Source organism: Mycobacterium sp. (genome assembly GCF_035603715.1).
Classification (GTDB): Bacteria; Actinomycetota; Actinomycetes; order Mycobacteriales; family Mycobacteriaceae; genus Mycobacterium.
Window position 1 is genome coordinate 1 of sequence record NZ_DATNJW010000136.1, and the last position, 13,023, is coordinate 13,023.

A 13,023-nucleotide genomic window follows, 5' to 3' on the forward strand; every position below is an offset into this window, starting at 1 on the left:
GCCAATGGGGTATGGTGTAATTGGCAACACAGCTGATTCTGGTTCAGCCATTCTAGGTTCGAGTCCTGGTACCCCAGCAGTATTTTTCCAACGTCGTTCCACCGCATAGCGATTAGGTGGGCGTAGGGCTGTGAGCTATGCTGGCAGCTCGGATCGGTTCCGGCCCCGTCGTCTAGCGGCCTAGGACGCCGCCCTCTCACGGCGGTAGCGTGGGTTCGAATCCCATCGGGGCTACTCATCCACCAGCGAGCTGCGTGTCGATTCCCGCTAGCTTGCCGCCGAGGCGGTCGAGCCGCCGACCGGCATCGCCGGAATCCCAAGCTTGCGGTGATCCCACGAACGGCTGCGCTGGCTGACGATGCGCACGGCGACCCGCTTGTTCATCATCATGTCGACCGCGGGCTTCATCTCGTCGGTGTAGGGCCCGGTATAGCGCTCCCACACGCTGACGCCGACCCGAAATATCGCGTCGGGGTCGTCGACGATCTCGGCGACACCTTCGAATGACACCCCGCGCAGGGTGTCGTAGGTGTCGCCGTCCTCGATCATGAAGCTCACCCGTGGATCGCGCTTGAGGTTGACGGCCTTTTGTGACTTCTCTTTGGTCTCCAACCAGATCTCTCCGTCGACCACGCCGTACCACATCGCGGTCAAGTGCGGCTGTCCGTCGGCGCCGATCGTGGCCAGCGTGCCGGTACGGCTACTGGTGACGAAGTCGGTGATCTCCGCCTCGGACATGACGATCTGCGCACGCTGCTTCGTTCCCATGGCGACAGTGTCTCAGGTCACGAATCTGCGCGTGAACGGCGGGCAATGCGGTGCGACTCACAACCGGCGAGTCAATGCGTCGGCGGCCGCCAATAGGTCAGCCGCCCAGCGCGCACCGGGCCGGCGGCCCATCCGGTCGATCGGCCCTGACACCGAGATGGCGGCGATCACCGAACCGTGCGCGTCGCGCACCGGGGCTGACACGCTCGCCACTCCAGGCTCGCGTTCGGCCGCGCTTTGCGCCCAGCCCCGTCGCCGTACCTCGGCCAGCACGCGGTCGCTGAACTTCGCGTCGGGCAGCACCGCGGCACGAGTGGCGTCGTCACCGTAGGCCAGCAGTACTTTGGCGCCGGAGCCGGCGGTCAACGGCAAGCGCGCACCGACCGGAACGGTATCGCGAAGTCCCGCAGGCGGTTCCATCGCAGCCACGCAGATTCGCGAGCTCCCTTCGCGCCGATAGAGCTGCACGCTCTCGCCGGTGATCTCGCGCAGTCGCGGCAACACCGCCGCGCTGGCCGCCAGGAGTGGGTCGTTGACCTGAGCCGCCAGTTCGCTGACCGCGGGACCCAGACGCCAACGGCCCTCGCTGTCGCGGGCCAGCAGCCGATGCGTTTCCAAGCCCGCGGCCAACCGGTGCGCGGTGGCCCTGGGCAATCCTGTGCGATCGCACAATTCGGCCAGTCCGCACGGTGATTCCGCGATGGTGTGCAATACCCCCACGGCTTTGTCGAGAACGCCGATGCCGCTATCCTGTCTCACAGAGAGATACTAACGTCTCGCATAGTGAGATTAACGAATTGGGATGAGCTCGTGACGAAAACTTCAGCCCACGACGCTGCGCGTCCGCGCACGCTGGCGGAAAAGGTTTGGGACGACCACGTGGTGGCGTCGGGCGGCGACAGCGAACCCGACCTGATCTACATCGATCTGCACCTGGTGCACGAAGTGACCAGCCCGCAGGCCTTCGACGGTCTGCGACTGGCCGCCCGGCCGGTGCGGCGCCCCGATCTGACGCTGGCCACCGAAGACCACAACGTGCCGACGATCGACATCGACAAGCCGATCGCGGATCCGGTCTCGCGCATCCAGGTCGAGACGCTGCGCCGCAATTGCGACGAATTCGGAATCCAGCTCTACCCGATGGGCAACATCGAACAGGGCATCGTGCATGTCGTCGGTCCGCAATTGGGTCTGACCCAACCGGGAATGACGATCGTCTGCGGTGACAGTCATACCTCCACCCACGGCGCATTCGGCGCACTGGCAATGGGAATCGGCACTTCTGAGGTCGAGCACGTGCTGGCTACCCAGACACTTCCGCTGCGGCCGTTCAAGACGATGGCCGTCAACGTGGACGGGAAGCTTCCGGCCGGGGTGACCGCCAAGGACATCATCCTCGCGGTGATCGCGAAGATCGGCACCGGCGGCGGTCAGGGCCACGTCATCGAATACCGGGGCAGTGCCATCGAATCGCTGTCGATGGAGGCCCGGATGACGGTCTGCAACATGAGTATCGAAGCCGGGGCCAGGGCGGGCATGGTGGCACCGGATGCCACCACCTACGAATTCCTGCGCGGTCGCCCGCATGCTCCGACGGGTGCGCAGTGGGATGCAGCGCAGGCCTATTGGGATCAGTTACGCACCGACGACGGCGCCGAGTTCGACACCGAAGTCTATGTAGACGCCGCATCGTTGACCCCGTTCGTGACGTGGGGCACCAATCCCGGCCAAGGAGTGCCGTTGGGTGCCTCGGTCCCGGATCCCGAGCTGATGACCGATGACAACGAGCGGCAGGCGGCTGAGAAAGCGCTGGCGTACATGGACCTTCGGCCCGGACTCCCGATGCGCGAGATCACGGTCGATACCGTGTTCGTCGGATCCTGCACCAACGGTCGCATCGAGGATCTGCGCGCGGTCGCTGACATATTGCGGGGCCGAAAGGTGGCCGACGGGGTGCGGATGCTGATCGTGCCTGGGTCGATGCGGGTACGCGCGGAGGCCGAAAGCGAAGGGCTGGGTGAGATCTTCACCGCCGCAGGCGCCGAGTGGCGTCAGGCCGGCTGCTCGATGTGCCTGGGAATGAATCCCGACCAACTGGCACCGGGAGAGCGCTGCGCCGCAACCTCAAACCGCAATTTCGAAGGCCGCCAGGGCAAGGGCAGCCGTACGCATTTGGTGTCACCGGCGGTAGCCGCCGCCACTGCGGTGCGCGGGAAGCTCTCCGCCCCGGCCGACTTGAACTGAGGAGAGGGAGAAATCCAATGGACGCTTTTCACACCCACACGGGCATCGGAGTGCCACTGCGGCGGTCCAATGTCGACACCGATCAGATCATTCCCGCGGTCTATTTGAAGCGAGTGACCCGAACGGGTTTCGACGACGGATTGTTCGCCGCGTGGCGCAACGATCCGTCGTTTGTGCTCAATCTCAGCCCATTTGACAGAGGTTCAGTACTGGTCGCCGGACCCGATTTCGGCACCGGATCCTCGCGCGAGCACGCGGTGTGGGCGCTTTTGGACTACGGCTTCCGGGTAGTGATCTCGTCGCGGTTCGGCGACATTTTTCGGGGCAATGCGGGCAAGGCGGGTCTGTTAGCGGCCGAAGTTGCTCAGGATGATGTCGAACTTCTTTGGAAGCTCATCGAGAGCAGCCCGGGGTTGGAAATCACTGTCAATCTTCAAGATCGGAATGTGTCGGCGGGAACGGTGGTGGTGCCGTTCAAGATTGACGATTACACCGCCTGGCGTCTGCTCGAAGGTCTTGACGACATAGGCCTTACGCTGCGGAAACAGGATCAGATCGAAGTCTTTGAGGCGGCTCGCCCGGACTGGAAACCGAAGACTTTGCCAACGGCCTAACGGCTCGATTGCGCCCGAATTCGAGGCGCCGCACAGCTGTATTTGACGGCTGCGCCACCTCCCAAGCGCGGCAAGCGGATTCCTAAAAAGTTCGCCAGGAACCATTGAAATTGCGCGTGGCTCTTGGAAATCAGGCACCTGAGGGTTTACCGTGTCCTCTAGTCGGTCCAATCGTGGGCCACTAGCTTCGGAGGATTTGCATGAACAAAGCAGAGCTCATCGATGTACTCACAGACAAATTGGGCTCAGACCGTCGGCACGCAACCGCGGCCGTCGAGAATGTCGTCGACACGATTGTGCGCGCAGTGCACAAGGGCGACAGCGTCACCATTACTGGGTTCGGTGTTTTCGAGCAGCGGCGCCGCGCGGCCCGCGTAGCCCGTAACCCCCGCACCGGCGAGACGGTAAAGGTGAAGCCGACCTCCGTGCCGGCCTTCCGGCCCGGCGCACAATTCAAAGCGGTTGTTTCTGGCTCGCAACGGCTCCCGGCGGAAGGACCAGCAGTGAAACGTGGTGTTGTCGCAAGCGGTGGGGCCAAGAAGGCGGCGAAGAAAGCGCCCGCCAAGAAGGCAGCCGCCAAGAAGGCTGTGAAGAAGGCTCCGGCCAAGAAGGCAGCCGCCAAGAAGGTTGCGAAGAAGGCTCCGGCCAAGAAAACAGCCGCCAAGAAGGTTGTGAAGAAGGCTCCGGCCCGCAAGGCAGCCGTCAAGAAGGTTGTGAAGAAGGCTCCGGCCCGCAAGGCCGCAACCAAGCGCGCTCCGGCCAAGAAGGCTCCGGCCAAGAAGGCCACAGCCCGTCGCGGCCGTCGCTAGACACACACCGCATCGAACGCAGATTCGCCGCGGACCCGGCTCTTGAGCCGCTCCGCGGCGAATTTGCGTGTCAGGTCACTACGTTGGGGCCAATGCGCTGCCGATGTGATCGGCGGCGATCAGGCGGCCCTCCGCCAGCGACATCACCCACGTGCTGCCCTTGCGGTTGCGGGACTTGTCCGGGCGGACCCCGTCGCGCTCGCACCACCACGCGATCAGGTCCGGAATCACCTTGCCCTGTGTGCAAATCACCGGTGCGCGGTGCGCGCCGGCAATCTGTAGCACTCGCCGTCGACCGCGCTTGGGGTTGTCGGCGTAAGCCTCTTCGGTCAGTGTCGGCTCGTTGTTGATGGTGACGCCCAGCTCCTCGGCCAAGGGTTCCACGGTTTGGTGGCATCGCACCCGATCCGCGGCGTAGACATCGGTTGGGCCGAAGGCCGACAACTGCGCGACAAGTGCCTCCGCCTGCGCGCGGCCCTTCTTGTCCAACGGCCGTATTTTGTCGTCACCGGAGAACCGGGACTTGCTGCCTGCAGTGCCGTGCCGCACTATCAGAACCGATTGAGTATCCGCCGGTTCTTTGGCCCACCGACGCAATACCTTTCGGTCGTAGGCATACGACACCTTTTTGATCGCGGCGGGGGCTGGTAGCCAGAGTAGGTCGTCGACCTCGTGGTTCGGAGCGAAACTGCCACCGAGGCTACGCGCCGACCAATACTGCACTTTTTTTGTGCGTTGCTCGATCGGATAACTCACCGTCGCAATTCGACGGCCCAGCTCGACCTGGTGCCCCGTTTCCTCGAATACTTCACGCACGGCGGTCACCGGCTCGGTCTCGCCGGGATCGACCTTTCCCTTGGGCAGCGACCAGTCGTCATATCGAGGACGGTGAATCACGGCGATCTCCGCGGCGGACTCGCGGTACCCGGGACGCCACAGCACAACGCCCGCGGCGAGGACGATCTTGCTCGACGACGACTGTGTCGGCACCTGAACTCCTGCAAGTCAATTCGGGGCCCGGGTGGACCCTGTGGCCAGAAGTTTGAGCGTTTAGCTGCGGTGCTGCTCCATCAGCGACACCTGGTGGTCGCGAACCTTGTGGCCGGCTCGCGGCATCGCCGTCCATTGGCCGTCCGGCCCCAATTCCCAGCTGCGTGTCGAAGGATCGAGCGCCGATTCGAAAAGGTCGTTCAGTTGCGCGGTCAGGCGGGGATCCTTGACCTGGACCAGCACCTCGACGCGGCGATCCAGGTTGCGGTGCATCATGTCGGCGCTGCCGATCCAGTATTCATTGATCGCGTGGAAATTGAAGATCCGCGAGTGCTCTAGATATTGTCCGAGAATCGAGCGCACGGTGATGTTTTCGGAGAAGCCCTCGACGCCGGGGCGCAGGGCGCAGATTCCACGCACCACGATCTCGACGCGCACCCCGCCTTGCGACGCGCGGTAGAGGGCATCGATGACCCCCTCGTCGACGAGGGAGTTCATCTTCAGCCGGATGTGCCCGTTTCCGCTTTCCTGATGTGCGGCGATCTCCCGATTGACGCGTTCGACGATGCCTGCCCGGATGCTGTGCGGCGCGACCAATAGGTTGCGGTAGGAAAGCTTGCGTGAATAGCCCGTCAACGTGTTGAACAGATCGGTGAGGTCGGCGCCGATGTCAGGATCGGCGGTCAGCAGGCCGAGGTCTTCGTAGAGGCGAGCGGTTTTGCTGTTGTAGTTGCCGGTCCCGATGTGGCAGTAGCGCCGGATCGTTGAGCCCTCGCGGCGAACCACCAGGCATGTCTTGCAGTGCGTTTTAAGGCCGAGGAGGCCGTAGACCACGTGTACCCCCGCCTGCTCCAATGCTCGCGCCCACCGAATGTTGGCTTGTTCGTCGAACCGTGCCTTGATTTCGACCAGCGCCACGACTTGCTTTCCGGCAGCGGCGGCTTCGATCAGGGCCCGCACGATCGGCGAGTCACCCGACGTGCGGTACAGCGTCTGCTTGATCGCCAGCACGTTGGGGTCGGCGGCGGCCAACTCGATGAATCGTTGTGTGCTGGTCGAGAACGATTCGTAGGGGTGATGCACTAACACGTCACCCTCGCGCAGCGTCGCGAAAATGCTCTTCGGCGTTTCCCGGTCGGCGAACGCGGGGCTGGTCGCGGGAACGAATGCGGGATCCTTCAGATCGGGGCGGTCGACGCCGTAAATCTGCCACAGCGACGAAAGATCAAGCAGCCCCGGCACTTGGATCACATCGCCGGGATGCACGTCGAGTTCGCGCAGCAGCAGCTCCAACATGTGCTCGGTCATGTCGTCGGCCACCTCGAGGCGTACCGGCGACCCGAACCTCCGACGGGCCAGCTCGCGCTCCAGCGCCTGCAGCAAGTCTTCGTCGCGATCTTCGTCGACCTCGTAGTCAGCGTTGCGGGTCACCCGGAATGCGTGGTGTTCAACGATTTCCAGGCCGGGGAACAGCGCGGGCAGGAATGCCGCGATCAGCTCCTCAGTCGGCAGGAAGCGGACTTCTTTCTTCCGCGACGACTCGTCAGCGCCACCACGCTCGTCGAGTTCGACAAATCGATCGACGTTGTCGGGCACCTTGACTCGGGCGAAATGTTGACCGCCGTCGTCGGGCAGCTTGACGGTGACGGCGAGGTTCAGGCTCAGGCCGCTGACGAACGGGAACGGGTGAGCGGGATCCACGGCCAGTGGAGTCAGGACCGGGAACACCTGCTCAGTGAAGTACGTCGACAGCCGGTCACGTTCGTCCTGATCCAGGTCGGCCCATGTGACGATATGAATACCTTCGCGCGCCAGCTCGGGCTCCACCGAGTTCAGAAAAACCTCTGCGTGCCGGGTGGCGATTTTCTGGGTCTGCTCGCCGATGCGGCGCAGTTGCTCGCGTGGGGTGAGTCCATCCGCGGAGCGCACCGACAGGCCCATCTCGTCGCGCCGCTTCAGGCCGGCGACGCGCACCATGTAGAACTCATCGAGGTTGGAGGCGAAGATCGCCAGGAACTTCGCCCGCTCCAACAGCGCCAGCGACGTATCCTCCGCGAGCGCCAGGACGCGCGCGTTGAAGTCCAGCCAGCTCAATTCACGGTTTAGATAGCGATCTTCGGGGAGTGGGTTATCGACTGCGTCGGCGGTTGTGGCGGGCGGTGCACCCGGCGCAGAATCTGCGGACTGCCACGTGGGCGTCTCGTCGCTGACAGTGGTGTCCGGGGCTTCGATGTCAGTCACTCTTGTGATCATTCCCCATGGGCGGGGGGTGCTGCCACCGACTAGGTGGCCAACATTTGCCGTTGAGGAGCTGTTTACCCATCGTTACCCCCGCTGGGGTGCCGAGATTGCAACCGCGCGGGTCGTCGCCGGTCCCATTCCGAGACGACGGGCGACGGCCAGGTCGCCGGGTGTGTCGATGTCGCAACGAAGTCCCGGCCATGCACCGGTGAGTTCGATCGCACCCGAATGTCGGTGCTGTGCAGACGAATCCGGCCCGAACCGGGGGTCGAGCGCGGTTCCGAACGCGCACAGCGCCGCCGTGCCGGTGCCGAGGCGATCGGCGACGAAACTACGCTCGTACCGGCGTGCCGCGGCAATCGCTTCGGCAAGTTCCTGCGGCTGCAATGCCGGCAGATCGCCTTGCAACACAACGATGTTCGAGACCGACTGGGACACCACGCGTTCGGCGGCTGCGATCGCGTTGTTCAGCGGGTCCAAGTGGCCGTCCGGGGTCGGATCGGTGAGCACCTCGGCGCCGAGTTCGGACGCCGCCGCGGCGGCGACGTCGTCGGGCGTGACGACGGTGATGCGGCGAACAGAACTCACCCTCGACGCGGCGGTGAGGGTGTCGACCAGCATTGCCAACACGACGCTCTCGCGCGTCCGCGCGGAGAAGATGGGCGCCAGTCGCGTCTTGGCGGCGGTCAGCCGCTTGACGGCGACGATCAAGCCGACGTCATCGTCGGTGTCGGCTTGACTGCGGCTCACGGAACCATCCTGCCAGGGTGGATCGCCGGGCGGGCTACGCCCGATTCCCACCTCCTTTTCAGGACGTCCCGGCCTGCATCGTCGCTGGGCTACGGTGAAGCGCCGGGAGTTAGAGCACACTGACTAGACGGGACCGAGACAGATCATGGCCACCACGACAGCGGTAATGGGTGCCGGCGCGTGGGGCACGGCGCTCGCCAAACTGCTGGCCGACGCCGGCGGCGAGGTGACCCTCTGGGCGCGGCGTTCCGACGTCGCAGACAACATCAACTCCAGTCGGTACAACCCCGGGTACCTGCCTGGTGTGCAGTTGCCGGCCGGCATCCGGGCCACCGCTGATCCGGCCGAGGCTTTGCACGGGGTGACCACGGTGCTGCTGGCCGTGCCCGCGCAGACGATGCGAAGCAACCTCGAGCAGTGGACGAGCCTGATCACCAAGGGCGCCACCCTGGTCAGCACGGCCAAGGGCATCGAGTTGGTCACTCTGATGCGGATGAGCCAAGTCATCGTGGACGTCACGGGTGTCGATCCGTCGCAAGTCGCGGTGATCTCCGGTCCGAATCTCGCCAGCGAGATCACTGCCGGGCAACCCGCAGCCACCGTCATCGCCTGCAGCGATTCCGGGCGCGCGGTTGCCGTGCAGCGCATGCTGAATGCCGGATACTTCCGGCCGTACACCAATGCCGATGTCATCGGGACCGAGATCGGCGGCGCGTGCAAGAACGTCATCGCGCTGGCCTGCGGGATGGCGGCCGGGGTAGGCCTCGGCGAAAACACCGCGGCGGCGATCATCACCCGCGGTCTGGCCGAGATCATGCGGCTGGGTATCGCGGTCGGCGCCAAGGGTGCGACGCTGGCCGGCCTGGCCGGGGTGGGCGATCTGGTGGCTACCTGCACGTCGCCCCGGTCGCGCAACCGCAGTTTCGGCGAAAGTCTGGGGCGCGGCGAAACGCTGGAGTCGGCGCTGCGAGAGCGTGGTGGCCACGTCGTCGAAGGGGTGACGTCGTGCGAGTCGGTGCTGGCGCTGGCCTCGAGTTACGACGTCGAGATGCCCCTGACCGACGCGGTGGAACGGGTCTGCCACAAGGGGTTGTCCGTGGACCAGGCGGTGGTTGCCCTGCTGGGGCGCAGCACCAAGCCGGAATGAGCTTGTAACCAGCACCGCGACGCCAGACGGTAGCCTCTCTAGGTTGTGAACGCCCGCTTGCCGTCCAGGACGCCCGATCACGGTCGCGTCCGAGTTGCCGTCGTCTTCGGCGGACGCAGCAATGAGCACGCCATCTCGTGCGTCTCGGCAGGCAGCATTTTGCGCAACCTGGACCCGGAGCGGTTCGAGGTGGTCGCGGTCGGCATCACGCCGGAAGGCTCGTGGGTGCTGACCGACGGTGATCCCGACTCGTTGGCGATCGCCAACCGGCAATTGCCAGGGGTGAGTCCGGAGTCGGGCACCGAGCTGGCGCTGACGGCCGACCCGCGTCTCGCCGGTCAGCTGGTATCGCTGGCGCCCGGTGGGGCTGAGGTGCTGGCGTCGGTCGACGTGGTCTTTCCGGTCCTGCACGGGCCGTACGGGGAAGACGGCACCATCCAGGGTCTGCTCGAACTCGCCGGTGTGCCGTATGTCGGTGCGGGGGTGCTGGCCAGCGCGGCGGGGATGGATAAAGAGTTCACCAAGAAGCTGCTGGTGGCCGAGGGGCTACCGATCGGCGACTACGCGGTGCTGCGGCCATCGGAGACCACGCTGGACGCCGAACAGCTTGACCGACTTGGGCTTCCGGCCTTCGTCAAGCCCGCTCGCGGCGGCTCGTCGATCGGCGTCAGCCGGGTGGCCAATCGGCAGGAATTGCCCGCGGCGATCGCCCATGCGCGTCAGCACGATCCGAAGGTGATCGTCGAGTCCGCGATCATCGGCCGCGAACTGGAGTGCGGTGTGCTCGAATTCCCCGACGGCACAGTGCAAGCCAGTACCGTCGGCGAGATCCGGGTGGCCGGAGTCCGCGGACGGGAAGATTCTTTCTACGACTTCGCGACCAAATATCTTGACGACGCCGCCGAACTCGACGTGCCCGCCAAGATCGACGACGACGTGAGCGATGCCGTGCGCGAGTTGGCGATTCGGGCGTTCAAGGCGATTGACGGCCGGGGTCTGGCCCGGGTGGACTTCTTTCTCACCGAAGACGGGCCGCTGATCAACGAGGTCAACACGATGCCCGGATTCACCACGATCTCGATGTATCCCCGGATGTGGGCAGCCAGCGGCGTCGACTATCAAACCCTGTTGGCGACCATGGTCGACACAGCGCTGGCGCGTGGGATGGGTCTGCGTTAATTGCCCGACGTCGGGGCGACTGGCCGCGCCGGCATGGTTCGGTCGATCAGCTCGGAGAGCTGCTGGATCGGCGTCGGTCCGGAGCCCGGTGGCAGCGTGAGTGCCAGGTAGACCGGTCGATCGACCGCGTACCAGGTGGATCGCTGATCCTGGCTGACCTGGAACCACTGCACCCGGTCGACCTGCTGGATCGGTGAGCCGACGACAAAGTCGCTAGGACGGTCGAGGCCGCACCGCAGTATCACTGGATCTCCCTCGCCTGCGGGCTGCCACGCGGCGGCACCGGCCGGAGCCGGTTGCACCAGCGTGGCCCGGCTGTAGTCGCCAAGTCGCTGTGGCAATGCATCCACCAGCTTGTGGCAGGCGGCATCGTCCGCGTGCGGCGCAGGCACCGCGGCGACAACGACCGGTGCGGTGTGGTGGTGAGTCGCCGCGATCGCCAGAACGACGACCACAACACCGATCGCCAGAACCAGCGCGGCGATCAGCGCCGCCCGTGGCGGGCCGTCGGATTCGGCCATTACGTCACCCTCTGCTCGAACTCAGCGCAGTAGAACCTACCGTTGTTCGCAGACCAGCGATCATCGAGGAGGTGGGATGAGCAGCGGCGAGTCCGATCGCACCCTCGGCGATATCGGTGAGTTCGAGCTGATTGACCGGATGACTCGGGGTCGGCCCGAGTCACCCGACGTCGCCCTCGGGCCAGGCGACGACGGCGCGGTGGTGATCGCCCCCGATGGTCGCGTGGTCGTGTCGACGGACATGCTGGTCGAGGGCAGGCACTTTCGGCTGGACTGGTCGACGCCGCACGACGTCGGCCGTAAAGCCGTGGCGCAGAACGCCGCCGATATCGAAGCGATGGGTGCACGGGTCACCGCGTTCGTCGTCGGCTTCGGTGCGCCACCCGAAACCGCTGCCGCACAGGTCAACGCGCTGGCCGACGGAATGTGGGACGAAGCCGCCCGGGTCGGCGCCGGCATCGTCGGGGGAGATCTGGTCGCCAGCCCGCAGTGGGTCGTGTCGGTGACTGTGCTCGGTGATCTCGCCGGCCACGCGCCGGTGTTGCGGTCCGGTGCGCGGTCTGGCTCGCAACTCGCCGTCGCCGGTCAACTGGGATGTTCGGCTGCTGGATATGCGCTGTGGCACAACGGTATCGACCGATTCAACGAGCTACGTCGACGCCATCTGGTTCCGCAACCGCCGTACCGCCAGGGTCGGGTGGCGGCCGGAGCCGGCGCACAGGCGATGATCGACGTCTCTGACGGCTTGGTCGGCGACCTTCGACATGTCGCCGAGGCATCGGGACTGGTGATCGACCTGAGCACCGAGGCACTGAGCGTAGATCGTGAGTTATTGGTCGGCGCTGCCGAAGCCGTCGGCGTCGACCCGTGGACTTGGGTATTCGGTGGGGGAGAAGACCATGCGTTGGTCGCGGCGTTCCCCGGTCCGGTTCCCGCGGGGTGGCGGGTGATCGGGCGCGTTTGCGACGGGCCGGCTGACGTGCTCGTCGACGGTGCACCGTGGCGCGGGTATGCAGGGTGGCAGTCGTTCGGTGGCCGATGACGATGCGGGCCGCGGAGATGCCGGACAATTGCGCAGTAAGGTGACCCGGTGACCGTCTACGCGATCGCACAACTACGGTTCACCGACCGCACTGCCTACGACCGGTACCAAATGCGGTTCATGGATGTCTTCCGTCGGTATCACGGAACGTTATTGGCCGCCGACGAGCGGCCGCAGGTCGTCGAGGGCAGCTGGGATCGGAACAAGGTGGTGCTGATGTCGTTTCCTGACGAGTCCGAATTCCGGTTGTGGTCGGAATCTGATGAATATCAGGAGATTTCGAAGGACCGCGTCACGGGAGCGGACACCGTGGTGCTATTGATCGAGGGGCTGGCGTGACCGCCAAGCCGCTGCGCGAACTCATCGACGATGGCTGGTCGACGGCCCTGCAGCCCGTCGAGGAGCAAGTCGCCACGATGGGTCAATTCCTGCGCGCGGAGATCGCGGCCGGCCGTGGATATCTGCCTGCCGGTGAAAATGTGTTGCGCGCCTTCACCTTTCCGTTCGACAGGGTCCGGGTTCTGATCGTGGGCCAGGACCCGTATCCGACGCCCGGACACGCCGTCGGCCTGAGCTTCTCGGTGGCCGCCGACGTGCGGCCGCTGCCGCGGAGTCTGGAGAACATTTTCGCCGAATATCGCACAGACTTAGGCTTTCCGGTGCCGTCCTGCGGCGACCTCACACCGTGGGCGCAGCGCGGGGTGCTACTGCTCAACCG

At 65.0% G+C, this 13,023-nt stretch carries 14 protein-coding genes and 2 tRNA genes; 10 read left to right on the forward strand and 6 right to left on the reverse strand.

Going from position 1 to position 13,023, the window contains the following annotated elements; translation table 11 throughout:
• Positions 1-5 precede the first annotated feature (5 nt).
• Both VN856_RS06180 and VN856_RS06185 read left to right on the forward strand, forming a co-directional pair.
• Positions 6-77 (forward strand) — tRNA-Gln (locus VN856_RS06180).
• Positions 78-161: 84 nt separating this feature from the next.
• Positions 162-234 (forward strand) — tRNA-Glu (locus VN856_RS06185).
• 33 nt (positions 235-267) lie between these two features.
• Here VN856_RS06185 and VN856_RS06190 read toward each other — a convergent pair.
• Complete coding sequence (locus VN856_RS06190) at positions 268-768, reverse strand: PPOX class F420-dependent oxidoreductase (protein ID WP_325687187.1); 501 nt, start codon at positions 766-768, stop codon at positions 268-270.
• A 57-nt stretch (positions 769-825) separates the two neighbouring features.
• Positions 826-1,527 carry an IclR family transcriptional regulator gene (locus VN856_RS06195; RefSeq protein WP_325687188.1) on the reverse strand — a complete coding sequence of 234 codons (702 nt, stop codon included), beginning with the start codon at positions 1,525-1,527 and terminating at the stop codon, positions 826-828.
• Positions 1,528-1,578: 51 nt separating this feature from the next.
• Between VN856_RS06195 and leuC the strand changes: the two genes are divergently transcribed.
• The 3 genes from leuC (at position 1,579) to VN856_RS06210 (ending at position 4,435) form a co-directional block, all read left to right on the forward strand.
• Positions 1,579-3,012, forward strand: coding sequence for a 3-isopropylmalate dehydratase large subunit (gene leuC, locus VN856_RS06200; RefSeq protein WP_325687189.1), 1,434 nt, complete (start codon positions 1,579-1,581; stop codon positions 3,010-3,012).
• Between the two features lie 17 nt (positions 3,013-3,029).
• Positions 3,030-3,626 (forward strand): 3-isopropylmalate dehydratase small subunit, encoded by a 597-nt coding sequence (leuD, locus tag VN856_RS06205; protein ID WP_325687191.1) that lies wholly within the window; start codon positions 3,030-3,032, stop codon positions 3,624-3,626.
• 200 nt (positions 3,627-3,826) lie between these two features.
• Complete coding sequence (locus tag VN856_RS06210) at positions 3,827-4,435, forward strand: HU family DNA-binding protein (RefSeq protein ID WP_325687193.1); 609 nt, start codon at positions 3,827-3,829, stop codon at positions 4,433-4,435.
• Between the two features lie 78 nt (positions 4,436-4,513).
• Here VN856_RS06210 and VN856_RS06215 read toward each other — a convergent pair whose 3' ends face one another.
• The 3 genes from VN856_RS06215 to cofC form a co-directional block, all read right to left on the reverse strand.
• On the reverse strand, positions 4,514-5,425 hold the full coding sequence (locus VN856_RS06215) for a bifunctional NUDIX hydrolase/histidine phosphatase family protein (RefSeq protein WP_325687195.1): 912 nt from the start codon (positions 5,423-5,425) through the stop codon (positions 4,514-4,516).
• A 60-nt stretch (positions 5,426-5,485) separates the two neighbouring features.
• Positions 5,486-7,678, reverse strand: coding sequence for an RNA degradosome polyphosphate kinase (locus VN856_RS06220; protein ID WP_325687197.1), 2,193 nt, complete (start codon positions 7,676-7,678; stop codon positions 5,486-5,488).
• 72 nt (positions 7,679-7,750) lie between these two features.
• Positions 7,751-8,416, reverse strand: a complete 666-nt coding sequence (gene cofC, locus VN856_RS06225; RefSeq protein ID WP_325687199.1) for a 2-phospho-L-lactate guanylyltransferase — start codon at positions 8,414-8,416, stop codon at positions 7,751-7,753.
• A gap of 145 nt (positions 8,417-8,561) precedes the next feature.
• Here cofC and VN856_RS06230 point away from each other — a divergent pair, with 145 nt between their 5' ends.
• Positions 8,562-9,563: an NAD(P)H-dependent glycerol-3-phosphate dehydrogenase gene (locus tag VN856_RS06230; protein WP_325687201.1), complete on the forward strand. Its 1,002-nt coding sequence runs from the start codon at positions 8,562-8,564 to the stop codon at positions 9,561-9,563.
• Positions 9,564-9,620: 57 nt separating this feature from the next.
• The gene (locus VN856_RS06235) at positions 9,621-10,742 is read left to right on the forward strand and encodes a D-alanine--D-alanine ligase family protein (protein WP_325687211.1); all 1,122 of its coding nucleotides are present in this window, start codon (positions 9,621-9,623) and stop codon (positions 10,740-10,742) included.
• On the opposite strand, the gene VN856_RS06240 is transcribed toward VN856_RS06235, so the two are convergent.
• Entirely contained in the window at positions 10,739-11,263 is a 525-nt protein-coding gene (locus tag VN856_RS06240; RefSeq protein WP_325687203.1) for a DUF3515 domain-containing protein, read from the reverse strand. The genes VN856_RS06235 and VN856_RS06240 overlap by 4 nt on opposite strands.
• A 76-nt stretch (positions 11,264-11,339) precedes the next feature.
• On the opposite strand from VN856_RS06240, the gene VN856_RS06245 reads away from it, so the two are divergent.
• From VN856_RS06245 to VN856_RS06255, 3 genes are all read left to right on the forward strand, one after another.
• Entirely contained in the window at positions 11,340-12,305 is a 966-nt protein-coding gene (locus VN856_RS06245) for a thiamine-phosphate kinase (RefSeq protein ID WP_325687205.1), read from the forward strand.
• Between the two features lie 48 nt (positions 12,306-12,353).
• Positions 12,354-12,644: a DUF1330 domain-containing protein gene (locus tag VN856_RS06250; RefSeq protein ID WP_325687207.1), complete on the forward strand. Its 291-nt coding sequence runs from the start codon at positions 12,354-12,356 to the stop codon at positions 12,642-12,644.
• Positions 12,641-13,023 (forward strand): uracil-DNA glycosylase (locus VN856_RS06255; protein ID WP_325687209.1); only part of this gene is annotated, 383 nt, incomplete at its 3' end. The genes VN856_RS06250 and VN856_RS06255, both read left to right, overlap by 4 nt.